The organism is Amycolatopsis sp. YIM 10 (genome assembly GCF_009429145.1).
Taxonomy (GTDB): Bacteria; Actinomycetota; Actinomycetes; order Mycobacteriales; family Pseudonocardiaceae; genus Amycolatopsis.
The window spans coordinates 8,175,521-8,202,155 of sequence record NZ_CP045480.1; the positions used below are offsets into that span (position 1 = coordinate 8,175,521).

25 protein-coding genes and 2 tRNA genes are annotated in these 26,635 nt (G+C 69.0%); 9 read left to right on the forward strand and 18 right to left on the reverse strand.

Going from position 1 to position 26,635, the window contains the following annotated elements:
- Nucleotides 1-6: 6 nt before the first annotated feature.
- Together YIM_RS38650 and YIM_RS38655 are read right to left on the reverse strand one after the other, a co-directional pair.
- Entirely contained in the window at nucleotides 7-2,493 is a 2,487-nt protein-coding gene (locus tag YIM_RS38650) for a helix-turn-helix transcriptional regulator (protein WP_194239888.1), read from the reverse strand.
- Nucleotides 2,490-3,815 (reverse strand): Hsp70 family protein, encoded by a 1,326-nt coding sequence (locus YIM_RS38655; RefSeq protein WP_153035087.1) that lies wholly within the window; start codon nucleotides 3,813-3,815, stop codon nucleotides 2,490-2,492. The genes YIM_RS38650 and YIM_RS38655 overlap by 4 nt, the downstream gene beginning before the upstream one ends.
- Nucleotides 3,816-4,049: 234 nt before the next feature.
- Between YIM_RS38655 and YIM_RS49480 the strand changes: the two genes are divergently transcribed.
- From YIM_RS49480 to YIM_RS38670, 3 genes are all read left to right on the forward strand, one after another.
- A complete protein-coding gene (locus YIM_RS49480; RefSeq protein WP_153035088.1) occupies nucleotides 4,050-5,384 on the forward strand; it encodes an IniB N-terminal domain-containing protein in 1,335 nt (444 codons plus the stop codon).
- A 137-nt stretch (nucleotides 5,385-5,521) separates the two neighbouring features.
- On the forward strand, nucleotides 5,522-7,363 hold the full coding sequence (locus tag YIM_RS38665) for a dynamin family protein (protein WP_153035089.1): 1,842 nt from the start codon (nucleotides 5,522-5,524) through the stop codon (nucleotides 7,361-7,363).
- Complete coding sequence (locus YIM_RS38670) at nucleotides 7,360-8,805, forward strand: hypothetical protein (RefSeq protein WP_153035090.1); 1,446 nt, start codon at nucleotides 7,360-7,362, stop codon at nucleotides 8,803-8,805. Before YIM_RS38665 ends, YIM_RS38670 begins: the two co-directional genes overlap by 4 nt.
- Here the strand turns inward: YIM_RS38670 and YIM_RS38675 are convergent.
- The 3 genes from YIM_RS38675 to YIM_RS38685 form a co-directional block, all read right to left on the reverse strand.
- Nucleotides 8,799-9,797, reverse strand: a complete 999-nt coding sequence (locus YIM_RS38675) for an autoinducer 2 ABC transporter substrate-binding protein (RefSeq protein ID WP_153035091.1) — start codon at nucleotides 9,795-9,797, stop codon at nucleotides 8,799-8,801. The genes YIM_RS38670 and YIM_RS38675 overlap by 7 nt on opposite strands.
- A gap of 450 nt (nucleotides 9,798-10,247) precedes the next feature.
- On the reverse strand, nucleotides 10,248-10,442 hold the full coding sequence (locus YIM_RS38680) for a hypothetical protein (protein ID WP_153035092.1): 195 nt from the start codon (nucleotides 10,440-10,442) through the stop codon (nucleotides 10,248-10,250).
- 79 nt (nucleotides 10,443-10,521) lie between these two features.
- Nucleotides 10,522-11,100, reverse strand: coding sequence for a hypothetical protein (locus tag YIM_RS38685; RefSeq protein WP_228004292.1), 579 nt, complete (start codon nucleotides 11,098-11,100; stop codon nucleotides 10,522-10,524).
- Nucleotides 11,101-11,224: 124 nt separating this feature from the next.
- Here YIM_RS38685 and argS point away from each other — a divergent pair, with 124 nt between their 5' ends.
- A complete protein-coding gene (gene argS / locus YIM_RS38690) occupies nucleotides 11,225-12,937 on the forward strand; it encodes an arginine--tRNA ligase (RefSeq protein ID WP_228004293.1) in 1,713 nt (570 codons plus the stop codon).
- A 101-nt stretch (nucleotides 12,938-13,038) separates the two neighbouring features.
- On the opposite strand, the gene YIM_RS38695 is transcribed toward argS, so the two are convergent.
- The gene (locus YIM_RS38695; RefSeq protein ID WP_153037520.1) at nucleotides 13,039-13,863 is read right to left on the reverse strand and encodes a DUF72 domain-containing protein; all 825 of its coding nucleotides are present in this window, start codon (nucleotides 13,861-13,863) and stop codon (nucleotides 13,039-13,041) included.
- Nucleotides 13,864-14,019: 156 nt separating this feature from the next.
- On the opposite strand from YIM_RS38695, the gene YIM_RS38700 reads away from it, so the two are divergent.
- Nucleotides 14,020-14,601 (forward strand): DinB family protein, encoded by a 582-nt coding sequence (locus YIM_RS38700; protein WP_153035094.1) that lies wholly within the window; start codon nucleotides 14,020-14,022, stop codon nucleotides 14,599-14,601.
- A gap of 132 nt (nucleotides 14,602-14,733) precedes the next feature.
- On the opposite strand, the gene YIM_RS38705 is transcribed toward YIM_RS38700, so the two are convergent.
- Both YIM_RS38705 and YIM_RS38710 read right to left on the reverse strand, forming a co-directional pair.
- Complete coding sequence (locus tag YIM_RS38705; RefSeq protein ID WP_153035095.1) at nucleotides 14,734-15,219, reverse strand: hypothetical protein; 486 nt, start codon at nucleotides 15,217-15,219, stop codon at nucleotides 14,734-14,736.
- Between the two features lie 87 nt (nucleotides 15,220-15,306).
- A tRNA-Pro gene (locus YIM_RS38710) sits at nucleotides 15,307-15,383 on the reverse strand.
- Between the two features lie 83 nt (nucleotides 15,384-15,466).
- Between YIM_RS38710 and YIM_RS38715 the strand changes: the two genes are divergently transcribed.
- Nucleotides 15,467-15,540: transfer RNA gene (locus YIM_RS38715), tRNA-Gly, on the forward strand.
- 90 nt (nucleotides 15,541-15,630) lie between these two features.
- Here the strand turns inward: YIM_RS38715 and YIM_RS38720 are convergent.
- The 7 genes from YIM_RS38720 to YIM_RS38750 form a co-directional block, all read right to left on the reverse strand.
- Nucleotides 15,631-16,548, reverse strand: a complete 918-nt coding sequence (locus YIM_RS38720; RefSeq protein ID WP_228004294.1) for a site-specific integrase — start codon at nucleotides 16,546-16,548, stop codon at nucleotides 15,631-15,633.
- Between the two features lie 203 nt (nucleotides 16,549-16,751).
- Complete coding sequence (locus YIM_RS38725; protein ID WP_153035097.1) at nucleotides 16,752-16,946, reverse strand: helix-turn-helix domain-containing protein; 195 nt, start codon at nucleotides 16,944-16,946, stop codon at nucleotides 16,752-16,754.
- Nucleotides 16,947-16,958: 12 nt separating this feature from the next.
- Nucleotides 16,959-18,554 (reverse strand): replication initiator, encoded by a 1,596-nt coding sequence (locus YIM_RS38730; protein WP_153035098.1) that lies wholly within the window; start codon nucleotides 18,552-18,554, stop codon nucleotides 16,959-16,961.
- Nucleotides 18,551-20,035, reverse strand: coding sequence for a type IV secretory system conjugative DNA transfer family protein (locus YIM_RS38735; RefSeq protein ID WP_194239889.1), 1,485 nt, complete (start codon nucleotides 20,033-20,035; stop codon nucleotides 18,551-18,553). Before YIM_RS38735 ends, YIM_RS38730 begins: the two co-directional genes overlap by 4 nt.
- Before the next feature lie 253 nt (nucleotides 20,036-20,288).
- Nucleotides 20,289-20,543, reverse strand: a complete 255-nt coding sequence (locus tag YIM_RS38740) for a hypothetical protein (RefSeq protein WP_153035099.1) — start codon at nucleotides 20,541-20,543, stop codon at nucleotides 20,289-20,291.
- Nucleotides 20,544-20,794: 251 nt separating this feature from the next.
- Nucleotides 20,795-21,019, reverse strand: a complete 225-nt coding sequence (locus YIM_RS38745; protein ID WP_153035100.1) for a hypothetical protein — start codon at nucleotides 21,017-21,019, stop codon at nucleotides 20,795-20,797.
- Nucleotides 21,020-21,028: 9 nt separating this feature from the next.
- Nucleotides 21,029-21,421, reverse strand: a complete 393-nt coding sequence (locus YIM_RS38750; RefSeq protein WP_228004295.1) for a hypothetical protein — start codon at nucleotides 21,419-21,421, stop codon at nucleotides 21,029-21,031.
- 185 nt (nucleotides 21,422-21,606) lie between these two features.
- On the opposite strand from YIM_RS38750, the gene YIM_RS38755 reads away from it, so the two are divergent.
- Nucleotides 21,607-22,350 carry a DUF5919 domain-containing protein gene (locus YIM_RS38755; RefSeq protein ID WP_153035102.1) on the forward strand — a complete coding sequence of 248 codons (744 nt, stop codon included), beginning with the start codon at nucleotides 21,607-21,609 and terminating at the stop codon, nucleotides 22,348-22,350.
- An 8-nt stretch (nucleotides 22,351-22,358) separates the two neighbouring features.
- Nucleotides 22,359-22,829 carry an NUDIX hydrolase gene (locus tag YIM_RS38760; RefSeq protein WP_153035103.1) on the forward strand — a complete coding sequence of 157 codons (471 nt, stop codon included), beginning with the start codon at nucleotides 22,359-22,361 and terminating at the stop codon, nucleotides 22,827-22,829.
- Between the two features lie 33 nt (nucleotides 22,830-22,862).
- On the opposite strand, the gene YIM_RS38765 is transcribed toward YIM_RS38760, so the two are convergent.
- Nucleotides 22,863-24,635 carry a DUF6119 family protein gene (locus tag YIM_RS38765; RefSeq protein WP_153035104.1) on the reverse strand — a complete coding sequence of 591 codons (1,773 nt, stop codon included), beginning with the start codon at nucleotides 24,633-24,635 and terminating at the stop codon, nucleotides 22,863-22,865.
- Between the two features lie 24 nt (nucleotides 24,636-24,659).
- On the opposite strand from YIM_RS38765, the gene YIM_RS38770 reads away from it, so the two are divergent.
- The gene (locus YIM_RS38770) at nucleotides 24,660-24,818 is read left to right on the forward strand and encodes a hypothetical protein (RefSeq protein ID WP_153035105.1); all 159 of its coding nucleotides are present in this window, start codon (nucleotides 24,660-24,662) and stop codon (nucleotides 24,816-24,818) included.
- 468 nt (nucleotides 24,819-25,286) lie between these two features.
- On the opposite strand, the gene YIM_RS38775 is transcribed toward YIM_RS38770, so the two are convergent.
- Nucleotides 25,287-25,733 (reverse strand): nuclear transport factor 2 family protein, encoded by a 447-nt coding sequence (locus tag YIM_RS38775; protein WP_194239891.1) that lies wholly within the window; start codon nucleotides 25,731-25,733, stop codon nucleotides 25,287-25,289.
- Complete coding sequence (locus tag YIM_RS38780; protein WP_153035107.1) at nucleotides 25,730-26,608, reverse strand: TIGR03619 family F420-dependent LLM class oxidoreductase; 879 nt, start codon at nucleotides 26,606-26,608, stop codon at nucleotides 25,730-25,732. Before YIM_RS38780 ends, YIM_RS38775 begins: the two co-directional genes overlap by 4 nt.
- Nucleotides 26,609-26,635 lie beyond the last annotated feature (27 nt).

Sequence of the window (26,635 nt, forward strand, 5' to 3'; positions counted from 1 at the left end):
CATCCGTCAGCGGTCGCCGAGCATTTCGCGTAGGTGGGCCAGTAGTTCCGCTCGGTTCCCCGCGCCCAGTCGCTGCCGCATGCGGGCCATGTGGTGCTCGACCGTCTTCGCCGAGATGAACAGCCGCGCGCCGACCTCCTTGTAGGTCATGCCGCCCAGCACCAGCTCGGCCACCTGCAGCTCGCGATCGCTCAGCCGCGCCGAGCCGGGGGTGTCGTCGGCCGTGGCGCCCTCGGTGGCCGGGACCGGCGCCGAGACCGCGCCCTGCAACAACCGCGCGCAGTCGAGCAACGCGACCATCGCCTTGCGGTCCGTCGTTCGGATCGCCGCCTGACCGGCCAGTCGCGCGCCGTCCCACCAGAGGCCGCTGCCGCGCAGGGCGTGCGCGGCAGCCTCGACCTCTTCGGCGTCGATGTCGCCGTCGAGCACCTTCAGCCAGCACGCGGCCGCGTCGGACACCGCGGTGAAGTACGCGCCGTTCCCGGCGCAGGCGGCCAGTGCGGCGGCGTGGTCCTTCGCCTCGCCCGCGCGCTCGGCGATGATCGCCGCGTGGAGTTCGCTCCAGTGCAGGGAAGCCGCCCACAGCGGCGGATCGCCGAGTCCGCTGAGGACGGAGTGCGCCTGCGCCAGGTGCGGGGCGAGCCGATCGCGCTCGCCCAGCCGCGCCGCGGCCATGGCGAACTCGCCGAAGGGCAGGAACGAGAACAGGTCCACCGGGTGCCGGATCACCGCTTCGCAGGCCACGCCCCAGATCCGGCGCAACGCGGTCAGATCGCTGGTGCGCCGGGCGAGCCCGACCTCCAAGCCGACCGCGAACAGCCAGTCGCGCGGCTGCCGGACCTCCTCGGCCGCGTTGAGCCGTTCCGCGGCCAGCGTCGCGTCCCCGCGCACCATCGCGATCCACGCCAGCAGCAGCTGATGCCGCGCCTGGAGCGTCACACCACCGGTGCGCGCGGCGATCGCGCGTTCCAGCAGCGGTTCGGCGATGGTCAGCTCACCGCTGTGCAGTGCGACCAGCGCGCCGAGCGCGGCCGGGCTGTCCGGCAGCAGCACCGCCCGGCCGACCGGTTCCAGCATCTCCGCCGAGCTGACCAAAGTGGACAGTGCGGCGGTCGGCGCGCCGCCGACCGACTCCACCACCCCGCGCGCCACCGACGACAGCGCGCCCGAGAGCAGCGTCGGCGGCTCGTCGCCACCGCCCTCGGCGGCCTTCTCCAGTTCCCGCTCGGCCTCGGCACGACGACCGGTGGCGATCAGGCTGATCGCCGCGAACGCGCGCGAACGCCGGGTTCCCGACCACTGCAGCAGTTCCGCGCTGCGGCCGAGCTGACCGCGGTGGGTCAGCGCGGTCGCCGCGACCCTGGCACCCTCCGCGCGCCCGGTGGCCTCCGACGAGGCGATGACCTCGTCGGCCAGCCGCAGCGCGCCGTCCAGGTCCCCGGCCAGCGCGACCGCCTCGGCCCGCCGCGCGCCCAGTTCAGCGGCCGGGCGCCCGGCCGCGACGGCGGCTTCCAGCAGCCGCGCCGCGAGCGCCGGGTCCGAGCCCAGTGCCTCCTCGGCCGCCGCTTCGAACGCCTTGGCCACGCTCGGTCCCGCGATCGGCTTCCCCAGCCACGGCCGCACCAGCCGCAGCACCGGCGCGCCACGCTCCAGCTGGAGTTCGACCAGCCGCTGGCGCACCTCGGCGTGCCGTTCGGCGGGCACCAGCGCGCGCAACGCCGCCAGGGTGACCGGCAGCAGACCGCCGTCGGCCCCGAACAACCCGGTCGCGCGCGCGAGGTCGATCACCGCGCTGACACCCTCCGGATCGCGCCCGAGCAGCCCTCCGAGCAGATCGATGTCCGGCCCGGCTCCCGCCTCCACGGCGAGCAGGAAGCGCAGCACCCCCGGCTCGGTCCGGTCGAGTTCCTGCCGGATGCCGCCGAACGCGGCCAGCGGCAGCTCCCCGCGCTCGGACGGCGGCACCGCGGCCAGCGCGGTCACCACCCGGTGCACGTGCCCCGGCACGCCGCCGGTCTGCGCGCGGACGAACTCGGCCAGCTCGGTGGACACACCGTGCGCGGACAGGTGCTCGGCGACCTGCGACTTCTCGAGCGGGCGCAACAGGATCTGCCCGCGCAACCGGCCCAGCACCGCGTTCAGCCCGGCCGGGCGCGGCCGCGGGCGCGCGGCCACCACCAGCCCGGTCCGCTCGTCCCCGGTCAACCGCGCGAGCACGGCCAGTTCCGCTTCGCCGTAGGTGTGCGCGTCGTCGGCGAGCACCAGGTCGACCGGTTCGCCGGCCCGCGCCGGGTCGAACCGCGCCACGCTCAGCCCGGCGGCCGAGCACAACGCGCGCAGGTGCTCCAGCAGTGCCGTCTTGCCGTGTTCCCCGGCCGCGACCACGGCCAGGCGCACCTGGGTGAGCCTGCGCTCGGCGATCGCGGCGCACAACTGCCGGGTCGGCTCGTCCAGCACCGGTTCGGCGCCCCGGGTCGACGCGGGTCGGGTCAACGGCTGTCCTCTCGCTCGGGTTCTCGCTCGGACCGCCGGCGCAGCAGCGGGTTGGTGAACCGCTTCGGCGCTTCCAGCGGGGTGACCTCCACCGGCGGTCGCGGCGGTGGCGGGCCCAGTTCGTCGTCGTCCTCACCGGCCAGCAGCGGCGGCTCGAACGCCCGCGGGATCAGCGCGGTCGACTCCTCCACCCGCACCGCTCCCCTCGGCCGCGGTGACGGCTTGCGGCCCTCGCCCGCCAGGCGCGGCCGGGCGACCAGCGCCGCGCCGCGGCAGACCGCCGCGGCCGGATCCGGGTCGACCAGCACCGGACAGCTCAGTGCCGATTCGGCGAGGAAGGTGACCAAGGGTATCCGCGCGCCGCCGCCGACCAGCAGGGCGGCGGCCAGTTCCCCGTCGGGCACCGGTTCGACCAGCCGGTTCAGCTGCGCCACCGCGGCGGACAGCACCGGCCTGGCCAGCTCCTCCAGCTCGGTCCTGGTGATGTGCACTTCGCCGGCTTCCACACTGACGTCCGGCAGCGGCACGGTAAGCGAAGCCGACGGCGCCACCGAAAGCCGTTCCTTGGCCAGCACGCTCGCGATCCGGAAGCCGGTCATCGGGCCGCGCAGGGCCGGGTCGGCGTGGTCGGGCACCTTGGCCCCGGAGCGGGCGAGCACGTGCTCGGCGAGCAGTTCGTCGATCCGCGCGCTTCCTCGGCCGCCCGTGCTGCCGGTGTGCGCGAGCAGGTCGAACCCGGTGGGCGTGCGGCGGACCAGCGCCGACTCGACGTGTTCACCGCCGATCCGGCAGACCGCGAGCACCGAACCGGTCTCCAGCTCGTCCCCGGCTTCACCGGCCGCGTGGTTCTCCGCCGCGGCGACCGGTTTCGGCAGCAGCAGCACCCCGGGCAGCCCGGCCGCCTCGAGCCCGGTCCGCAGCGCCGCACGCCGGTGCGGGCCCCAGCCCGCCGGGTGCGCCACCACGATCCGGTCGGCCGGACCGCCGAAGGACTCGGCCACCTGGTCGGCCACCCAGCCGGCGAGCGAGGCCGTGAGCACCTCGGCGGTGTAGAGGTGCGGGCCGAGCACCAGCGGCACCGCGTCGCCCGTGCGGCCGAGGAAGCCTCGGGCCGCGCTCTGCGGTTCGGCGAGCGCGCGCCTGGCCGCCTCCTGGCCGAACACCACCGAGCCGTCCGGGGCCACGTGCAGCACCGACTCGACCCAGCGGGCATCCCCGTCGAGCGCCACCACCTGGGGCTCCCCCCAGGACGCGCCCACCCGGCGGCAGACCGCGGCGGTGGTGCGGGTGTGCCCGAGGTCGATCCCCAAGACGTACGGCATAGGCGGGCAGATCCCTCGGCGAGCTTGCGCGGACAGTAGTTCTTCCTACCAAGAACACACCGTGTGCAGGGGTCCCCCATGCGAAAGAGTGAAACGCCCCCTAATCCCCTAACCGCCGCGCGGGCTCCCCACGTGCACGTTAGGGCGGTGCGACCGGTGCCATCCCCGATGCGGCAACCGTCCCCCCTTACCTAGCGTTATCCAGGCAGAACCCCCCGCCCTAGGAGTAACGAGTTGTCCCCCACCGGCCAGACCCTGCACGAGTTCGTGCTCAACCTGCTCACCGACGACGCCGCCCGGTCCGCCTTCGGCACCGACCCGGCCGCGGCCCTGTCCGGCGCGGGCCTGCAGGACATCACCGCGCAGGACGTCCAGGAAGTCGTCCCGCTGGTACTCGACTACGCGCCAGGCGGTGTTTCGCCGGAGTCGCTCGAGTCGGGTCTGGCCTCGCTGCCCGCCGGTGATCTCGGTGGCGCCGACAGCGCGATCCAGCAACTCCAGGCGCTGGCGCAGGTCGCGGACGGCGGCACCGTGCCCGAGCTTTCCGGCTTGTCCGGTCTGCCCGGCCTCGGCGACCTGACCGGTTCCTCGTTCGCCGAGGACACCCCGCTCGGCTCGGTCGCCGGCGCGCACGAGGTCTCCCCCGACGGCCTCGCCGCCACCGGCGCCTTCGCCGGTGAGCAGCTCGACGGTTCCGCCAGCGGTTCGGCCGGTGCCGAAGGCGCCGCCGGTTCGCTCGCCGCCGAGACCGAGGAGGCCGACCTGGCCGGCTCCGTCTCCGGCACCACGCAGGGCGCCGCGGCCGCCGGTGGCGTCGCCAGCGAGCCGCTGTCCGCCGGTGCCGCGGGTGCGGCCGGCCTCGACGGCGTCAGCACCGCGTTCGCCGGTGACTCCCCCGCCGGTGACTTCGGCGGCGACCTGTTCGCCTCCACCGACGGCTTCGCCGGTTCGCTGAACATCGCCGGCCAGCAGTACTCGGTCGACAGCGACTCGCTCGGCGACCTCGGCGGCAACCACCTCGCCGGCCTCGGCGACACCTCCGGCGTCGACTCCGCGGTGCTCCCGCGCGGCGGTGAGGAAGCCGCTTCGGCCACCTCCGGCACGCTCGCCGGTTACGTCTCCACCGGCGGCGAGTGGCTGGGCGACGGCGTCGAGACCGGTGGCACCACCCTCAGCGGTTACCTGACCGGTGCGGCCCCGGCCGACCAGGTGGTCACCGACGGCGCCGGCACGCTGGCCGACCAGATCGCCACCGGCACCGGCCAGCTCGCCGGTCAGCTGGAGAACATGCCGATCGAGGTGCCGGACGCCGAACTGCCCGCCGACCTCCCGGCGGACGCCCCGGCCGACCTCCCGGCCGAGCTGCCCACGGACCTCCCGGTCGACGTGCCTACCGACCTGCCCAGCCAGCTCCCGGTCGACCTGCCGGAGCTGCCCGAGCTGCCGGTGGCCAACCCGCTGCCCGGCGGCAGCACCGGCGGCGCCTCGGAAAGCCCGCTCGGCCAGCTGAACCCCGGCCACTCGCTGCCGGACGTGGGTGACATCACCGGCGGCCTGCTCGACTTCTAGACCACGGCGACTACCTCCCCTGTCGAGCCCGCGCCAGCTACACCCGCTCGGCGGTCGCCTCCCCGTGGCCCGGTCCGTTCACCTGAACGGGCCGGGCCACTTTTGCATTTCGATTCGGACACGGCACACTCCTTCGGGTGATGGCTCCGCCCTGGCTCCAGCTGATGGACGACACCATCCGGGCCTGCGCCGCGCACGGGACCCCGGATCTGCTCCGTCGCCTGCGTGAAAGACGCGCGCAGCTGATCGATCCGAAGCTGCGCATCCTGGTCATCGGCGAGACCGGGCAGGGCAAGAGCCAGCTGGTGAACGCGCTGGTCAACGCGCCGGTGTGCGCCACGGGCGACGATCTGACCACCACCGTGCCCGCGGTGGTGGAGTACGCCGAGGCGCCCACCGCGGCGGTGGTGCTGAACTCGGCCGCGCGTGACGACCGGATGATCGAGAGCGGGCCGTCGAACCAGCTGGTGCCCGCCGCGGTCGACTCGGTGACCGCGGACGCCAACCGCGAGGCCGCGCAGCCGGGCACCGAGATCGCCCGCGCGCACATCGGCCTGCCGCGGGCGCTGCTCGCCACCGGCCTGGTGCTGATCGACACCCCGCCCGCCGGGGACGCCGTCCGCACGGCGACCGCGCTCTCGGAGATCCTGCAGGCCGACGCCGTGCTGATGGCCACCGACGCGACGAGCGAGTTCTCCCCGAGCGAGCTGGAGCTGCTCGGCCAGGTCGCGCGGGTGTGCCCGACGGTGATGGTCGCGCTGACCAAGATCGACATCGTGCCGGGCTGGCGGGTGGTCGCCGAGCGCAACCGCGCACGGCTGGCCAGGGCCGGGGTGAGCGCCACCGTGGTGCCGGTTTCGGCCGCGCTGCGACTGGCCGCGGCGAAGACGGGCGATCGCGACCTCAACGCCGAATCCGGTTTCGAGGAGCTGATGCACCGGCTCAAGCACGAGTGGCTCGACCAGGCCGACGTGCTGCACACCAGGTCGGTGGCGGCGCTGGCCGGGATGACGGTGGACCAGCTGGTGCCGCCGCTGCACGAGGAGTTCGCCACCACCCAGCGCGGGGACGCGCCGGAGGTGGTGGCCCGCTGGCAGGCCGCCGGGCGCAAGCTGGAGCAGCTCCAGCAGGACTCCGCCCGCTGGCAGACGCTGCTCGGCGACGAGATCGCCGACCTGATCGCGGACCTCGAGTACGACCTGCGCGACCGCACCCGCCAGATCCTGCGCGAGGTCGACGAGTACTTCGACGCCGCCGACCCCTCGCGCGACTGGGACACCTTCGAGGACTGGCTGCAGGACAACCTGGCCACCGTCGCCGAGACGAACTTCAACTGGCTGCTCGAGCGGTTCGACTGGATCGCGCACAAGCTGGCCCGCCAGGTCGCGCCGGGCGACCAGGACCTGCTGCACGAACTGCTGGTCGCGGACGCCCCGCCGGATCACGCGAGCGGGATGCGCAAACCCCGCGTCGAGCGGTTCACCGTCGGCCAGAAGCTTTTTGTCGGCATGCGCGGGTCCTACACCGGCCTGCTGATGTTCGGCCTGGCGACCACGGTGGCCGGCATGCCGCTGATCAACCCGATCTCGCTGGGTGCCGGTGCCGCGTTCGGCGCGAAGAGCGTGTTCGAGGAACGCGGCAACCGGCTCAAGCGGCGGCAGGCCACCGCGAAGACCGCCGCCCAGCGCCACGTCGACGACTTCTTCCTGGCCTACGGCAAGGAGAGCAAGGACGCCGCGCGGCTGCTGCAGCGGGCGCTGCGCGACCGGTTCACCGCCTACGCCCAGCAGCAGCGGCAGGAGATCACCGCGTCGGCCAAGGCGATCAAGCAGGTCATCGACGCCGAGGCCGCGCGGCGCAAGCAGCGCGCGCAGGAGATCAGGACCGCGGTGAACGAGCTGGCCGCGATCCGCCAGCGGGTCAAGGCGATGGCGGCGGCGAAGGTCGCGCCCAGTTCCCCGCGCGGGTTGATCGCGTGATCGCCGAGGCCGCCGGCGAACTGCTGCAGCGCGCCCTCTCGCTCTACCAGGACAGCGCCCGCGCGACGAGCTGGCTGGACCGGCATCTGGCGCGCTTCGCCGAACCGCTGCGGCTGGCTGTGGCGGGTCCGGCGGAGACCGGCAAGTCCAGCCTGCTCAACGCGCTGGCCGGGGACGAGGTGGCCCCGCTGAAGATCGGTGACCGCCAGGTGGTGACCTGGTACCAGGGCGGTTCGGCGCCGCGGGCGCTGGCGTATCCGCCGGGCGGGGCCGCGCCGTGGGAAATGGGTGCCGAGCGCGCCGAACGGCGGCTGCGCGTGGACCTGGCGCCGCTGGGCGGGCAGCAGGTGGACCGGCTGGTGGTCGACTGGCCCAGCCGGCAGCTCCGCGACGTGGTGCTGATGGACACGCCGGCGCTGGATCCCGAGGCCGGCCCGCAGGCGCTGGCCGGTGGGCTCACCGACGCCGACGCCCTGCTGTACCTGGTGCGGCGGCCGCACGGACCCGAGCTGGACGTCCTGCGCACGCTGCACGGACCGCCGAGCGGCTGGGCCCCGCCGGTGCACACGATGGTGGTGCTGTCCAGGGCCGACGAACTCGGTGCCGGCCGGGTCGACGCGCTGATCTCCGCCCGGCAGGTCGCCCGGCGCTACCGGCGTACCGACGAGGTGCAGGACCTGAGCCAGGACGTGGTCGCGGTCGCCGGGCTGGTGGCGAGCGCGGGCCGGACGCTGGGTGAACCGGAGTTCGCCGCGCTGTCCGCGCTGGCACAGGTACCGCGCCCGGAGCTGGAGAGCCGTCTGCTCTCGGCGGACCGGTTCGTCCGCGCCGACGCGCCACTGCCGCTGAAACCCGGCGCCCGCGAATGGCTGCTCGGCCGGTTCGGGCTGTTCGGGCTCCGGCTGGCGACCACGCTGATCCGCCGCGGCGCGAACACGGTGCCGGCACTGGCCGGTCAGCTGGTGCAGCGCAGCGGGCTCGGTGAACTGCGGGACGCGATCGCGCAGCAGTTCACCGCGCGCGAGGACGTGCTGAAGGCGCGCGCGGCCCTGCTCGGCCTGGAAGTGCTGTTGCGCCGCGAACCCCGGCCCGGCAGCGAGCAGCTGGCCGCCGAACTGGACCGGCTGGTCTCGGGCGCCCACGCGTTCGCCGAGCTGCGCGTACTCGCGGCGTTGCGCGGTGGCCGGACCGAGCTGCCGGAGGAACTGGCCGAGGACGCCATCCGGCTGACCGGCGGCCAGGGCGTCGGCCTGCTGGAACGGCTCGGCATCGAGGAGGAGGTCTCCCCGGCCGAGGTGCAGGAGGCCATCCAGGACGCGCTGTGGCACTGGCGGGAGCAGGCGGTCAACCCGGCGCTGAGCGGTGTCGCCCGGCGAGCCGCCGAGGTGGTCTTGCGCAGCTGCGAGGCGATGCTGGCGCGAGATCCGGCTTACGCTCAGTAATCGAACTGGTCGACGTTGTCGTTGGTGATCAGCAGGGGGTCGCCGAGCACGAGGGTCTTGTCGGCGCCGGTGTAGCGCACGGCGGGCAGCTCCGGGCTGACGTTGTTCATCGGCTCGGGCACCTTGCCGTCGGCGGCCTGCTTCGCCGCCCACGCGGTCAGATAGCCCAGGTTCTCCACGTCCCACAGCACCGACGCCGAGGACGAGCCGTCGCGCAGGTACTCCTTCATCGTCTGCGGGGTGCCGACGCCCACGGTGAAGACCTGGCCGATGCGCCCGGCTTCCCGGACCGCCTTCGCCACGCCCGGCGCGGAGGTGGTGCACTCGCCGACCAGCCCGGTGAGCTGGGGGTGGGTGGTCATCAGCTCCTTGGCCTTGGCGGCCGCGGCGTTCTGGTCCTCGCCGACGTAGACGATGTCGACGATCTGCGCCTGGGGGTAGTTCTGCGCGGTGTAGGCCTTCTGCACGGCGATCCAGGCGTTGAGATTGGCCGCGGCCGGGCCGCAGGAGACGATCGCGTACTGCCCGGCGCCGGCGGTCTTCTGCATCAGCGCGTCGGTGAGCGCCCGGCCGATGCTCTCCGCGCCCGCCTGGTTGACGAAGAGTTCGCGGCCGGAGTTGGGGGCGTCGGTGTCGGTGGTCAGCACCCGGATGCCCTTGGCCTTGGCTTCGGCGACCACCGGGGCGATGGAGTCCGGGTCGTTGGGGGCGACCACCACCACGTTCACCCCGCGGCCGATGAACTCGCGCACGATGGCCGCCTGCTCGGCGGCGTCCGCGGTGAGCGGGCCGCGGTAGGTCCAGTTCACGCCGAGCACCTGCGCCGCGCGCCTGCCGCCCTCGTTCATCGCGTCGAAGTAGGCGATGGACTGCACCTTGGGCACAAAGGCGATCTCGATGGGTCTCGCGGGGGGTTCGGGCGTCGGCTCGGCGCCACACGCGGCCAGGAGCAGGCAGGCCGCGATCGCGGCGAGCCGTCTCGGCAGCCTCATCGATGGGTCCTTTCGTCGGGCGCACGCGCAGGACAGAACGAACGTCCACCACGTGGGTTGCGAGCGAGTAACCAAATCGCCGCGTTCTGATCAGGGTTGGCGGTCGCCGAGCCAGGCGTGCGCGAACACGGAGTGTACGCGGACGGGCTCACACCGCCGCGAACGGGCCACACTCCGGAGGTGACCGGGGTCACGCCCATCCGGGGGACGCCGGTGGGGGTGGGGCATCGTGCCCGAGGGATACCGGGGCGAGCTGGAGGCGCTGCGCACGGCGATCCAGGCGGTGGATCCGATGATCGAGAACGCCGACCGGGTCGGCCGGGAACTGACCGGCGCGGCGGAGGCCGATCCCCGGGTGATGAGCGGCGGGGGCGGCCTGCTGTCCGGGGTCCCCGGCCAGCTGCTGTTCACCGCGATCAAGCTGATGGCCTCCGGCAGCGAGGCCTGCCGTCAGAAGGAAGAGGCCGACGACGACGCCGTGTTCGAGTTCCTGATCGCCTCCGCCGCGGCGATCGTCGGCGCGGTCGCGACCGGCGGCCTGACCGCCGTCGCCGCACTGGGCACCTTCGCCGCGGCCACGTCGACCATTCTCGGCGAGGGCGTGATGATGGCCGGGAAGATGGACACCTCGGAATGGGAGACCATCGAGCAGTCCTACCTGGATCAGCAGCAGATGCAGGACGAACTGGTTCCAGCCGGAGGGCGCGGCCGACCAGCGTGCGGCCTACCTGGCCTGCAGCGCGTCCACCGCCACCGCCTGCGCGATCACCAGCCGCTGGTCGATCGCCGCGTCGGCGATGTCGATCCGGTAGTGGTCGCGCAGCCAGGTCTTCTTGTCCACGCTGAACACCGGCGTGCCGTCGCTGGCGAAGTCGAAGTGGTAGCGGAACGGGAACGGGATGTTCTCGATGATCGGCAGCACGTTCCACAGCCGCCGCAGCACCGCGATGCCGCCGTTGCGCTCGCGGCCGGTGACGGTGGGCCTGCCCGGCTGGTCGAGGTGCCAGGTCGAGTTGACCAGCGACTTGCCGAAGTCCTTGCGGAACAGCCCGATCGACTGGCCACCGCCGTCGGTGACGTCGTAACCGCTGCCGAGATCGATCACCTTGCGGGCTTTGAACCTGGCCAGCACGGTGCTCTTCGAGGAGTCGGTGTAGATCGTCACCTCTTCCTTGAACTTCAACCGTTTCTGCTCGACGAACGCGATCAGCTGACCGGGCTCGCCGCCGTTGTCGGCGAAGATCTCGTAGCGGTTCACCGCGAAGGTGACCTTCTGGTGCATGTGCAGCGTGGCTTGGGTCACACCCCGCAGTCTCTCACCTGATCAGGTGACGGTCGAAGCGGGGCGGGCACACCCCGGTCGCGGCGGAAAACCGCTGGCCACGGCTGGAACACTGGTCGGCATCACCACCGGAAGGGCAGATGCCGTGAACGAGGTACCGCCGCTGCTGGACCAGGTCACCGCCGCGATCGCCACCGCGATCGGCCGCGCGCGCCCCGAACTGGCGGGAGCCGACCCCGTGGTGAGCCGATCCGAGCACGCCGACTTCCAGTCCAACTCCGCCCTCTCGCTCGCGAAGCGCGTCGGCACCTCACCACGCGAACTCGCCGTCGAAGTGCGCGATGCGGTGGATACCGCGTTGTGTGAAGGAACCGCACTTTCCGGGCCCGGTTTCCTGAACATCACGGTGTCCGATCATGCGGTGTGGCAACAGATCTCGGCCCGGCTGGCGAGTCCGCGGCTCGGCATGGGCACGCCGGAGCTGGGCCGCCGCACGGTGGTCGACTATTCGGCACCCAACATCGCCAAGGAAATGCACGTCGGCCACCTGCGCACGACGATCATCGGGGACAGCCTCGCCCGCGTGCTCGGCTTTCTCGGCGCGGAGGTGATCCGCCAGAACCACCTCGGCGACTGGGGCACGCAGTTCGGGATGCTCATCCAGTACCTCGACGAGCACCCGTCAGCAACGTCCACTTTGGACGAAATGTACCGGGCAGCGCGGGCGGAGTTCGAGGCGGACGCGGCTTTCGCGGACCGCTCACGGACGCGCGTGGTGGCGCTCCAGTCGGGGGAACCCGATACGGTGGCCCGCTGGCGCGAAATCGTCGCCGAGTCCGAGAAGGCGTTCCGCGTCATCTACGACCGGCTCGGTGTTCTGCTCACCCCGGAGGACTCGGTCGGCGAATCCTTCTACAACCCGCTGCTCGCCGAGACCGTCGCGGCGTTGAAGGACGCCGGGATCGCGGTCGAAAGCGAAGGCGCGGTGGTGATCTTCTCGGCGGAGGTGACCGGTCCGGACGGCAAGCCGGTGCCGCTCATGCTCCGCAAGCGCGACGGTGGCTTCGGTTACGACACCACGGATCTGGCCACGATCCGCTACCGCATCCGTGTTCTCCGGGCGGATCGCCTGCTCTACGTCACGGATTCCCGTCAGGCACTGCACTTCCGGCTCATCTTCGAAGCCGCCCGCCGCGCGGGTTGGCTGACCGAGGAGATCGAGGCCGCGCACGTGCCGTACGGCACCGTTCTCGGCTCGGACGGGCGCCCCTTCAAGACCCGCGCGGGCGGCACCGTCCGGCTGATGGACCTGCTCGATGATGCCGTGGCACGCGCACGCGCCGTCGTGGCGGAGAAGAACCCCGGGCTGGAGCCCGCCGAGCTGGACCGCATCGCCGAGGAGGCGGGGATCGGTGCGGTCAAGTACGCCGACCTGTCGACGTCGCGGATCAAGGACTACACCTTCGACGTCGACCGGATGGTGGCCCTCGCCGGCAACACCGGGGTGTACCTCCAGTACGCCCATGCCCGCATCAGCTCCATCCTGCGCAACGCCGGCGATGCCGACCCGGTGATCGACGCGACCGTCCCCCTCACCGCGGCGGAACGGGCGCTGGCGCTGGAACTGGACGCCTACGCCAACACCCTGATCGACGTCAGCCAGACGCTGGAACCCCATCGCCTCTGCGGTTACCTCTACGCACTCGCGCGCGCGTTCACCACGTTCTACGAAGTCTGCCCCGTGCTCAAAGCCCCCAACCCGGTCCGCGGCAACCGCTTGGCGCTGTGCCACCTCACCGCCCGCACTCTCGGACACGGCCTGGGCCTACTGGGCATCGCCGCCCCGACCCGCATGTGAGCGTCCCTGCTCGACGCCCGGCGAGGCACGCTCCATCGTCGACGTGGCGAGTCACGCCACGAGCCCCGACCGTCCGCTGAGCAGGATCGGTCTGGAGTCGCTCAGAACAGCGTCGCGGGCTCGACCGGCTCCGGCTCGGGCAGCGCGTCGAGGCCGGGCACGAGCGCTCGCACGTCGTCGTGGAAGCGGCGGGCAAGCGCCGGCGCGTCGTTGTTGTTTGGGGTGTGCACAAAGACCGTCGGCGTCCGGCCCTCACGCAGCCAGGCGGCGACCACCTCGGTCCACGGTCGCCATCCCTCGGCTGTTTCTTCTGCCGAGTCCCGGCCCAGGTAGCGGACGATCGGATGGTCGGTCAGTGCCCGCGTCCGCCGCGGCAGCCGCGGTTTCTTGGCCCAGGTCTCCTGCTCGGCTTCGCTGACCGGTGGGCTCTGGAAGAAAACCGTGGTGTCGAACGGAACCCACTCGGCGTTCGCGTCGGCGAGCGCCCCCTCCAACAGCGATGTCGCACCTTTGTCGGTGAAGAACCCGGGGTGACGGACCTCCACGGCTCGTCGGCGGTCGGCGGGGAGCCGGCGCAGGAAGCGGCCGAGGGCATCGACGTCGGAAGGGCCGAACGAGCCGGGCAGCTGGGTCCAGAGGACCGCCCGTTCGCCGAGGGGTTCGATCGCGTCCAGGAACGCCCGCATCTCGACCTCGACCCCGGCGAACCGGCGCTCGTGTGTGACGACCTTGGGGAGTTTGACCACGAACCGGAAGCCGGGGTCGGTCTGCTGCGCCCAGGTCGCGACGGTGTTCCGGGCGGGGGTCGCGTAGAAGGTGGTGTTGCCCTCGACCGCGTTGCACCAGCCGGCGTAGGCCCGCAGGCGCTCAGTGGCCGGTAGCGACTGCGGCAGGAACCGCCCGGGCCACGCCTTGTGGGTCCACATCGCGCAGCCGACATGAAGACGTGCCACTGGCGTCAGCTCCCATCGATCGGCGGGTGGAACTACAAGTTTCCACTCCCCTGGCGGCCTCCACGACCGCGGGGCACGGACTCGAAAACCATTCGTGCGCCGAGCGGAGCCGGTTTACGCTGCCCGTTCATGGATCAGGTGCGCACGGACCGTCTCGGCCTGCTCGTCGACCAGTTCGACCGGGCCCGCGAGCAGTACGAACCCCGGCTGGCCGACCTGACCGACGACGAGTACTTGTGGGAACCGGTGCCCGGCGCATGGTCGCTGCGCCGCCGAGGGGAAGCCGTGAGCCCGAAGCCGCTCGGCACCGGTGAGTGGGTACTGGACGACGCACCGGAAGACCCCGATCCGGCGCCGGTGACCACGATCGCCTGGCGGCTGTGCCACCTCCAGTGGAGCTTCGACGGCCGCTGGGAATGGACCTTCGGCGCCCGCACCCGGCCCACCCGCGACGTCGAGTTCAGTCCACATGCGACCGAAGCGGTGGACCGCTTCTGGGCGACCGCAACCCAATGGCGCGACGACGTGAACGCACTGGAACCCGGCGATCTCGACATCACCGGGTTCGGCACCTTCTCCAACGGCTGGGACCCTGATGTGCCGTTCGTCGCGGTGCTGTGGTGGGTCAACCTCGAGTTCATCCACCACATGGCCGAAATCGCGCTGCTACGCGACCTCTGGACCCACCGCGTGAGTCCGACGCCACGATGAACGGCAAACCGCGCATCCCGCGCTCGCCGGTGGGGCGCTGCAGCAGGTATTCGCGACGTCATTTCGTTTCGTGACCACGAACGTCGATGGCCGCGACACTGGCTGACGACCGGCCCGGGCCGTGAGCCTGGTTCAGAGCACGTTCGTCGTGGCGGCGACGCCCGCCGGACCGCTGCCCCTGAGGATGCAGGCCGCGCGGTAGTAGAAGCGGTCAGGTGTGAAGGTGACCTGCCCCTTGTTGGGGAAGGTCACCTGCGCGCTCGCACCGACGAAGCGCATCACCTCGCCCGCCCGGATCGCCGGGTTGGCCAGCCCCGGTGCCTTGACCAAGCCGGTCGCCGCACCGCCGAGCATGAACCCGCCGTGACCGGCGTAGGTGCCGGCCGGGGTGTCCGAGTGCCAGGGCACCACGCCGGTGTATTCGATCCGGACCGTCGCGGTCTCCCCCTGGACGACCGTGGCCGGGGCGGTGATCGTCGTCAGGTAGGTCGCGGGGAAGGACACGATCGAGCCGCTGTTGCAGACGTAGTCGGTGCTGACCGTGCCGGCGGCCGCGGGCGTCGCGGCCAGGACCACAGTCGCGGCGGCCGCGGTGAGCAAGGCAAGAGTTCTGCGCATGACCTGCATGATCCGCCGCCCGGCCACGCCGAGGCGTCTCCCTCGCTGCGGTCCGCGAACCGCCGTCTTCGCTGGCCAGAGGCCATCTGGTCGGGATGACAGGATTTGAACCTGCGACCCTCCGCTCCCAAAGCGGATGCGCTACCAAGCTGCGCCACATCCCGTAGAACCGGCCACCCCCGGGTGGCTTGCACCCAGCTTAGCGGCAACCGGTAAGCTGCCTGTGCACCCGGTCCTCCGGGAGCACGCGGGCGTAGCTCAATGGTAGAGCCCCAGTCTTCCAAACTGGCTACGCGGGTTCGATTCCCGTCGCCCGCTCCAGCAGTAAACCGCAGGTCAGACACAGCGAAGCGGCGGTCTCCCGGGTCCAGGGAGGCCGCCGCTTCGTTCGTCCGTGCCATTAGCGTGCCATTAGCTCCGACGCTGCTTCTTGACCCGCGCGTCCAGTTCCTCGGCGATCTGTCGATCACGCGCGCTGGTCGCGTGCTGGTAGATCAACGCCGCCCGGACCGTGCTCTGCCCCATCCGCTGCATCAGCTCCCGCGTGGTCGCCCCGGCCTCGGCCGCGAGCTGGTTGCCGGTGTGCCGCAGGTCGTGGAAGTGGAAGCCCTTGGGCAGGCCAGCCGCCACCACGATCGTCGTCCACTTCGTCTCCCGGTGGAAGTTGCCCCGGCGCAGGATGCCCCCGGCCTTGCCGACGAACACCAGCCCGTCCGGCCCGGCCTCGGCGTACGCGTCGAGGTGCTTGACCAGTTCGCCGGAGAGGAACGCCGGAAGCGCCACGGTCCGAACACCAGCCGCGGATTTGGTCGGCCCGATGCTGATCTCCCCGTTCTGCGCCTGCGACGCCCGCCGAGCCACCCGAACCGTCATCGCCTTGACGTTGAAGTCCCGCCGTTGCAGCGCGACCAGCTCGCCCCAGCGCAGGCCGGAGAACGCCGCCAGCAGCACCAGGAACCGGTACCGCTCCGGCATCACATCCGCCAGGGCGTACACCTCGTCGATCGAGGCATGCGGACGCTCCGGGGTCCGGTGCTGGTCGGCACCCTTGATCCGGCACGGGTTGCGCTTGATCCGGCCGTCGTCCACCGCCGTGGTGAACATCGAGCGCACAAGCCGATACGCCTTGGCTGTCCGGTCCTCCGACCGCCCTGAGTCCAGCAGGTTCGACCGCCACCGGCGGATGATCTCCGGCGTGACCCGGTTCACATGATGCCGCCCGAGGAACGGTTCGACGTGGTTGCGCCAGATGCTGGCGTACTCATCCCGCACCCGCCGCGACACCTTGCGCTCACGAATCCACGCCTCCCCATAGTCCGAAAAGGACACCTTTCCCAACTCAGGATCGAGCCAATCTCCGCTGATGATCTCCGACTCCACAACGGACAGCCATTGCTCGGCATCCCGTTTCGTGGCAAAGGTTTTCGGTGCAGGGTGCACCAAGTTGTCCGGTCCGACGTACCGCGCCTGGTAGCGACCGGAAGGCAACTTTCGCGTGCTCCCGAACCGCCGACGCCCCTTCTGGTTCGCCATCACGCCACCCTCCTCGTGATCGCCTCCACCCGGCCCGACTGGACGAACGACTCCAGATCACCGACCGCGATCCGGACGTGCGCACCGACCTTGTGGAACGCGATGCGCCGCTCCGCGATCAGTCGCCGGATGAACCGCACCGAGGTCCCCAGGTAGGTCGCCGCCTGCGTCACGTTCAGGTACTTGCTCTCCATCTCTCCCCCTGATCAGGCAGCCTGCGGAATTGCCGAAGTTTCTTGGTCGCCTGGTGGCCCCTGTGCCGCGAGTAGCGCCCGGTCGTACTCGGCCCGCCAGGAGATGCGCTCTGAGATGGCGTGCATGAGCAGGTGCGCGCGGGGCGGCACGTCACGGTCGGAGGAGTCGACTTTGCGCCAGATCAGCCGCGACGCGTCCCGCTCGGGCTTCTCGATCCCGACTCCGGCGAGCATGTCCCGCACGAAGGTCTTGCGGTCGGCCCGGTGATCGGCGAGCGACTTGCCCGACCACTTGCGCGAGACCAGCACCCGACGCCCCGGCAGCCCGAGCGTGGTCCGGCGGTGTGCCCGTCCCTTGCAGTGCCCCGGGATCGTCTTCGACGTGACGCCCTGCGGCTGGACGCCGTAGAGCAGCCAGACCGCGCACCGGGGCGAACACGGCGTGATCGACAGTTCAGCGTGCAGCCGATCATGGTGATCCCGCTGCCTGGCCGTGCTGGCCTCGACCACTTCACCGGTGGATTTGGTGAGGTACTTCGTCAGGTAGCCGATGTGCCGCCCGGCTTCCTCCGAGCCGCCGAGGATGCCCTTGGAGTGGACTTGCTGGCCGAACATCACCACGTGCGCCGGTTGCTCGACCTCTTCCAGCGCCTCATCCCATGTAGTCAGCGGCTCCCGGGTCTCCGGGTCCACGAACGCCTTGGCGTGCGGGTCCCACAGCGGCATCCGGTCGCCGTAGACGATCCGGTCGTGGTTGGGCCACCACACCTGGTGGTAGGTGGCTTCGGTGACCTGGCGGATGACCTCGTGCGGGATCGAACCGCGGATTGCCGCGTGCAGATGCGGCGCCGTGCGTTTCTGCGGCTCGACCGTGGCGAAGTACTGCGCGTCGAACCCGACCACCCGGCGCAGGTTCTGCCACCACCGATCCACGAGCGCGGAGAAGTGCACCGCATCCCGAGCCGCCCGCCGATAGTCATAGGTGTCCGGATCGACCGGTGAGCCGTCCTCACGAACCCGCCCGTAGGTGTCGCACGTGAGCGTGACAAACATCGAAGGCCGGTACTTCCCGGCGAACTCCCGGCCCACCGTCGTCTTGGCCACCCGCCGCCGGGGCAGGTTCGGCGCATCCTGCCGACGCTTGGTCGAGCGCTTCACGCCTGCCTTGGCCGGCGGGTCCAGCACCGGCAGCCGACCCCGCATCCCGAGTTGCCGAAGCTCCGCGTCGACCGAGCGGACCTCCTCCCGCAGCTCTTCGGCCTCCACCTCGTTGTCCCGGTTGCGCTGGTACGCCCGCACCAGGTCAGCGCGGAACTCCATTAGTTCGGTCTGTTCCTTGCTCGGCGGCGCCGAGGTGAAGTCGGGTTCCTCGGTGAGGTGCCAGCCCTCCCGGCACTGGACCTGACGCAACGCCTTGGCCTTGCGCGCACACGGCAGGCACACGCTCTCCACCGTCGACCCGCACGGCACCGGGACGTACTTGAGTTCGCCGGTGTCCGGGTCGCCCACCTCCATCGTGAACGGCCGCACGCACACCCCGTGCTTCTCCGCTGTGGCCTTGATGACCTCTGCCGACAACGGCAACGCCATCCGCTCCGCCCGAGTCATGCCGCAGCACCACCCTCGGCGTCCCGCCCCCGGAACGGCAGTACCTCAGCCCGCCGCACTGCCTTCCCCGTGACGTACTCGACCAGCTCATCCAAGTTCGCGTCCGTGACGTGGAAGGCACGCACCCGCAGCGGTTCCCGACGACCGTCCTCTTTGGCCCAGGCGACGCCGGGTGTCTGCTCGGAGATCTCGTGCGCCGCAGCCCCGCGCTCCCGCACACCATCACCAAGCACCATGTCCACCTGCGTGTGCTCATCCAGGCGCATCGCGATCCGGGTGGAGAACAGGTGCCGGAACGACACGATCTCCTTGCGCGGGTCCTGGAGCAGGCCCAGCACGCAGACACCGGGGGCGCGACCCTGGCTGGTGATGGTCTGCACCGCCCGCGCCGCACGTTCCCGCAGGTGCTTGTCCGGCTGGTAGGCGATCACGTCCGCCAGCTCATCCACCACCAGCAACAGGAACGGGTCACCGGTCGCCGGAGTCCACGACCGCAGGCGTCCCCGGTAGCGGGTGGCGCGTTCCTTCACTGTGGCCGCGATCTCTTCCAGCAGGGCGACCGCGTCGGGGCCGTTGTCGAACACCACCCGGTCGAAGACTTCCGGGGCCTGGCCCAGTTCCATGCCGCCCTTGGGGTCGATGCCCACCAGGCGCACCGAGCCGGTACGGATCAGCGGGGCCAGTGCCCATACCACCGACCACAGCAGTGAGCCCTTGCCCGCACCGGTCGCGCCGACGGTGAGCAGGTGGGTCCCGAGCAGCCGCAGCCGCCAGAGCTTCCCGGTCTCGGTACGGCCGACCGGGACCCGCTTGAGGTCCACTTCCGCACCCAGTGCAGGGACCGGAACCGGCTTGCTCAGGGGGTCATGGTGCAGGAAGTCCAGTTCCAGACGGCCCGGCTTGCGCACCCGCACCCGGCAGCCAGTGGCCTTGAATGAGTGCGCCAGCCCCGAGGCCCGCAACTCCCACTGCTCCGGCGCCTGCCCCTTGATCATCTTCACGCGGACCCGGTCGCGCCAGCCCTCCGAGCGCAGGTGCCCGAGCTTGGGCCGGAATTCCTTGCCACGGCTGGTTTTCGTCAAGTCGGTCAGCCGCATCACCGTGCGCCACTGACAGGCGTAGACCGCGAACCGGCGGTACTCCGTGCGAGGCTGCGGCACCACCACCCGCCGGAACGAGTCCCGGTGCAGCCACCACCACAACACCAGCAGCACCACCACACCGGCCGCCACGATCCCGAGGCCCCAGTGCCCGAGTTCGGCGTCCAAGACTCCGGCCAGCACCGCGACTGTCACCAGCAGCGGATAGCGCACCACCACCCGGCCAAGCTGGAACAGCACCCAGCACACCAGCCACGTCAGGATCACCGGCGAGAGCGCCAGCTTGACCCCGTTGGGCAGCATGGTCCACCACGGCAGGCGAGGACGAGCCACCTCCAACGGCGCCGGGTCCACCCAGTGCGAACGAAGATTCCTGCTCATTGCCGACCACCCCGGCTTTCGGCCTGGTGGCGGATTGTGGCGCGCATCCGGGTGACCCCCACTGGCGCGCCGAAGTTGTTGTCGTCTAGCGTTTCCATTGTCGACTCCGCGAGGTGTTGACAGCGCAGGAGCGGCAAGGTTGGTAGCCAGGTTCCGCTTCTGCGCCTTATGGGACAAGGAAAACGCACGAGGGCGTGTTTGTACGCCGCACGACCCGTCGCGCGTTATCGCAGTCGTTCCCTTATGGACTGTCCTATTCGGTCATGTCACCGTCCTTTCCCGGCACACCGGTCCGATCGAGATGGGCCGCGAGCTCATCCGCCCCGTCGCGGATTTGCCGGAGGAGAGAAACGAACCTGGGCCATTGGGAAGGGTCGGACGGAGGCATGATCGTCATGCGGTCGGGATCGAGATGGATCACCAACGCCGCCAGCTCCCGGGCCGAACCAAGCTGCCGCATGCCCGCGACCGCTTCCGGCCCCGGATGCCATGTCGCGTTGAACACCATGAGCTTCTTCCTGCTTCGAGCGGATATGCCATTGCTGCGCTTGGGCAACGAAGGCTTGAGCGGCGGTCTCGACAGCCGCGACGACCCACCAGGGCTGGACTGCCTCAGCGGCGAGAGTCCGCCACGCATAGGCGACGGCGTTCGACAACCGCGCTAGCTCCGCAGCAGTCTCGGCCGAATCCATCCCGGCGGGGGTGCCGCTGCTGAGATCGCTGTACCGCTGGTAGACCGCTTCCCAAGCGCGGACCGCGTCATTGGTCGCCATCGGTCCCACCTTCCGAGCGAGCCGCCACGACCTCCAGTCCGGCGCGGGCCTCGGCGAGTGCGGCGGAGAAGTGGTCCAGCGCGTCACCGTCGATCAGCAGGGCCACCGGGAACGCCTTGCCGAACCGGACCTCGACCCGGTTGGCGTAGGTCAGCGCGCGGGCACGAATCGGCAGGTCCGCACTCACGTGAATCTGCACCGTGTCGCGCATGGCAGGCCCCTACGCTGCTGCCTGCTGCTGCGACGCGGCCGACTTCCCGCCGCTGGCCTTCTGCGCCGTGCTGGCCGGAGCGCGCATCCCCTTCGCGCGAAGGCTGAACTGGACACGGCCGTTCTGCTCGTACGCCGTCGCGGTCAGCCCCTCGAACACCACCGGACGAAACGGCAGACCGGGCAGCGTCTCCGGCGGCACCGGCTGGACGTCCGCCGAGATCTTGACGACCGCGCCCGTGTTCTTCCCCTTGGCCGACGGGTCGGTGATCTGCACGTTCCACACCAGCTTGCCGGACGCCACATCCTTCGCCGGGGTCTTGTGGCCGTTCTTGTCCCAGTCGAACGCCTGCTCCACACCGAGCACGTACGCGCCCTCCGGGAACACGTCATCGAAGGGCACTGAGAATCGGTATCCACCCGGGATCGCCATGGACTTGCCTCCTTGGGCTTGGTCACCGGGCCTGTCCCGGCAACGTGACACCCAATTTCCGCCAAATCGGCGGACGTGATCACCACATGGCGGGACATCTGGGGACGTCCTTGGTACGGTCGAAGTCGTCCCTACTAGTCCCCGGAGGGGTGCAGATGGCAAACGAGCGGCTTCGAGACGCGCTCCTGCGCAACGGACTCGACCCGGAACAAGTGGCCAAGGCCGTCAACGTCGACCCGAAGACGGTCGAACGCTGGATCACCAAGGGACGCACGCCGTACCCGAAGTACCGGCACAAGCTGGCCGCTCTGGCGCGCGAGTCGGAGAGCTACCTGTGGCCGCAGGCGGTAGCCGCGGAACGCAAGGCCGAGACCGCAGCGGCCGAAGTGGTCAACGTGTTCCCGCACCGCAACGCCATCCCGGCCGACCTGTGGGACAGGCTCATCAAGGATGCCGGCCAGACCATCGAGATCCTGGTCCACGCCGCGTTGTTCCTGGTCGAGCGACCGCGCTTCGTGAAGGACCTAGCCCAGAAGGCCGCCGACGGTGCCCGCGTCCGCCTCGCGTTCGGCGACCCGGACGGGGACAGCGTGGCCCTGCGCAGCGAAGAGGAACAACTTGGCGAGGGCACGCTAGCCGCTCGCGTCCGCAACGCCCTGGCCTTTTACCGGCCGCTGGCCGACGTGGACGGCATCGAGATGCGGTTCCACAACACCACGCTCTACAACTCGATCTTCCGCTGGGACGACGAGATGATCATCAACACCCACGTCTACGGCTTCCAGGGCGCCCACGCGCCCGCACTGCACCTGCGCAGGCTCTCCGCCGGGGACCTGTTCGAGACCTACTCTGAGAGCTTCGAAGCAGCCTGGAACTCCGCCCGCCCAGCCACCTTCTAGGAGGCACCATGGCCCGCCGCGACTTCTACCACGACCCGAACGCCCCAGCCGCCAACAGCATCGCCGTCGCCGTCTCCGCCTTCATCCAAGACGACGAAGGCCGCATCCTCATGATCCGCCGCACCGACAACGACCTCTACGCCATCCCAGGCGGACAACTCGAACTCGGCGAAACACTGACCGAGACCGCCGTCCGCGAGGTGCGCGAAGAAACCGGCATCGAATGCGAAGTCACCGGCCTCATCGGCATCTACTCCAACCCCAACCACGTCATAGCCTACGACGACGGCGAAGTACGCCAAGAATTCTCCATCTGCTTCCGCGCCAAACCAACAGGCGGCATGCTCCGAACTAGCAATGAAAGCTCCGAATGCCTTTGGGTCGACGGGAAGCATGTTAAAGATCTCAGCATTCATCCTTCAACTAAACTGCGATTGCAGCACGCACTTTCAGATAGCAATAATCCACACTTCAGTTAAGGAATTCGTTGTAGTCATATCGGCAAATCAGCCTTAAGTCGCCTGGTCGGAATCAGTAAAAATATCTTCACTTTCCTCAATGATCGATATCTCCAAATTTAGGCCAAGCGAGCTGATGTCCCGAGCGCAGCGATTCAAGCTAACTTGCGAGAAAGTAAATAAATCTTCAGGATTGCTTTTCCTGCCAGCAAAGGCAATGACCACGGATGTTGGCTTGAAGTCTCCGGGCAGACTACGCGCGCCAGCGCTAACCTCGTTAACTTTAGCGCAGAATTTCGCCCTAGCTTCATCGTCATGCACCAACGCTTCAGCCGAGTTTGCAGCCTGATTAAACAAGTGACTTGCCGCAACAGAGTCGTCCAGTCGCTTAACATGCACCAGTCGACCATCTGGAGTCAGGAAGTCGCACGACTCGAATCCGCGTGGATGCTGCTTCGTTTTGATCATCTTACGATCTAGTGACACGTAGCCTTCTTGCACGCCAACGATTTTATCGTTGTATACTTTTTCATCCGCCCAACCTACATACTCACCGCCATCCTTTTTCTTCTTTTCCTGCTTTGGCCATGCAGGGAATTTGATATCGCAACGATTCTTGAATATCCTCTCCAGTCGACTTTTAAGAAGATCGAGATATGCGCCACCAATGTGATACCAGCGACCTCGATGGAGAACGAACCTCCGATCCTCGAAATACGTCTGGAAAAGTATCCATTTATCAGCGGGTATCTCTCTCGTAAGAGCGGATCCATCCTCCGATTGCCCCTGAATTCTCATCGACCGAAGTTTTGCCACCTTCCCAGAATCAGAGAGCCCGTCTAGCGGTGCGGTCAAGTACTCCAACGTCAATTCATCATACAGGACACCTCGCCGATTGCCGGTTCCCAAGATTTTGTATCTCGCAATTTCCCCGGGGTCTTCGTCAAATTCCGCAGGCCAGCAGAGCGCGATACCACTTCCCCCTAGATGCAACTCAGCAGCAAGCCGCTCCTCCAGATTCGGAATCTTTCCATTTCCTGGCCGCAGCGGCTGCGTGTCTTCCAAATGCTTGAACTCTTCATTGACCACATCACTTGCCAGAACTCTGTCGATAAGGTTCAGATCCGATATCAGGTCCACAGGGGATAAAGCCAACGGCATACCAAGCGCATCCGACCCACGGACCGTAATCACCCTAGACGGCCGAGGTTTCCCACTCCTTGAGGCAGACCTGGAAGCAGGGCGAATACTGCAGGTAAGACCCTCCGCCTCAATACCTCCAACAAATCTGCTTACTATCTCGCCAATCTCCTCCAACCCAAACGCGTCAAGCGTCGAACCCCCAAAGACTGATGTACGAGCAGTCCTAGGGACAGTCTCCAGGGCGTGCGAAGTGAGGCTACTGATTGACTTTGAGTCGCCCTTACGTAGAGCAAACCTGAGACCGAATCCATCGTCTATAAATGTCGAATTGACGACTATGTGTCCCATGCTCCACGAAAGACAATAGCTGTAGTCCCGCCCCTCATTCAGTCGCACAATTAGCAAACCTGCAGAAGTTTGATTGCTCACACTAAAATCCACTGACGCAACCTGCCTAGCATGCTGCGCCCACTTAGGGTCCTCGTTAGGAATAATCCCATACACGAATAAACTCTTACAGCCAGCTACATCCGTCTCCACCATGGAGAAGTCATCTCTCTCCACGTACTTCTTCTGAATCCCGAGTTCAAGACTCTGGCCTTTATTGATGAGCAGCCGATATAGAGATACTTTCGCGGCTTTCGATGCTTGTGGCGGCATCAGGCTACCAACTTTCGATGACATTAACGCTCTGCCGAATTTGGCTCTATGGGATCAAGGCGCGCCGCCGACGGCGGCGCGCTGGTGCGGCTCAAGCTCGCCGCCCGCGCGCGGCGGGCGCATCCATACCGACACACCGAGCTCCCGCTCCGCTTCGCCCGGCGGCCGGGCGGTGCGCCCGCCGAACGCGCGGGCGGAGCCCGGTAGCCGCCAGCGGCGCGCATCGGCATCGGAGCCACCCCCGTAGAGTTCTGTTCAGCGGGAGTCGATCAGTAGGTACGCTCCGTTACGAAGGTCACGGACGGTGCAGCCATCCCGACGCCTGATCGTGACAACGGCCGGTCGCACCGCGTCAAGGCGGGAAAGCGCGCCTTGACCCGGCACCACCGGCCGCGTTCTGGGCTTCGTGTCGGGAAGCAGGGTGGGGTGTGGCGGGCGCCGTAAGTCGTGCCAGCCGCGTGCCATTAGGGGCGGTCAGCCAAGGTCAACCGGGGCAGCTCAGGACCGGGGCCGTGCCAGCCCACCGAGGACAAAAGCCCAGGTCAAGCAGTCTTCCAAACTGGCTACGCGGGTTCGATTCCCGTCGCCCGCTCCAACAGCAAAACCGCAGGTCAGACACGACGAAGCGGCGGTCTCCCAAGCCAAGGGAGACCGCCGCTTTCGTCACGCCCGAAGTCAGTCCTTGACTTCCCTCGCCGTGGCCATGGCGCGTTCTGTTTCCCAGAAGGCGCGCATAGAGCGGATCAGGCCATCCGAGCCGACTCGGTAGACGAAGACGCCATCCGTGTCCACGCGGTAGTTGCCCGGCAGGTACGTGGTGATGGTCCCGACGTTCGCCACCTCATCGCCCGCGGCGTGCGAGTCGCGGATGGTGAATTCGAAGCGTTCCACCTGGCCGATCGTCTTGTCCCAGAACGCCGAGATGCCGTCGCGGCCATGATGACCCTTGCCTTCCTCGTCGAAGAAGGACGGGCCGACCGGGTCTTCGACGGTGGCGTCCGCGGCGAACAGGTCCAGCCACTCCTCCTTCGCCCCGCGCACCACCGCGTTCATCGACCGCCACGCCGCCAGGCGCGCGGGCGGCTGCTCTGCCTCGGTGTCCCAGCTGACCGTGATGCTCATGATCCTCCCACCACCGCGATGACCTCGTCCCCGAACTTCCGGATCGAGTCCTTCTTCGCGCCCAGCTCACCGTCGAAACCGATGCCGTCGAACATCCAGGGCATGGTGATCACGTCCGTCACGCCGATCTCCGCCTGCGCCCGGTAACCGTCCACACCGAAGCTGTCGATGCACACCGCCTGGTACTCGAACGGGTCGTCCGCGCGGCCGGCCTCGGCCAGCAACACACGCAGCCTTTCGATGGTGGACCGCAGATCGTCGAACTTCATCATCGCCGACGACCAGCCGTCCGCGTACTTCACCGCCCGCTTCAGCGCGACCTCGGTGTGCCCGCCCACGTAGAACGGCACCCGCTTCGGCGGCGTCGGGCTCATGCGCAGCTTGTCGAAGTCGAAGAACTCACCGTGGTACTCGACCATCCCCCCGTCGAGGATCAGGCGCAGCACCTCGATCGCCTCGTTCACCCGCGCGCCACGCCGCGCGTACGGCGCGCCGCACCACTCGAACTCCTCCGGCGTCCAGCCGACCCCGATCCCCAGCCCGAACCGGCCGCCCGTCAGCGCGGCCACCGAGTTCACCTGCCTGGCCAGCAGCACCGGGTTCCGCGACCCGAGCTTCAGCACCGACGTGTAGAACTCGATCTCCGTGGTGACCGCGCCCATGGCCGCCGTCGCGACCAGCGGATCGGCCCACGGCGTCCCCTCGTTCCAGAACCTGTTCCCGTCCGGCGTGTACGGATAGTCGGCGGACACCTCCTCGGAGTAGAACAGCGAGTCCGGCAGCACCACTGAGGAAAAACCGCTCTGCTCAGCCGTGACCGCCAGCTCGGTGAGCTGGTCCAGCGGGCTCATGGCAATCGAGAGGGAGAACTTCACAGCGCAGAACTATAACGTGTTCTAGTC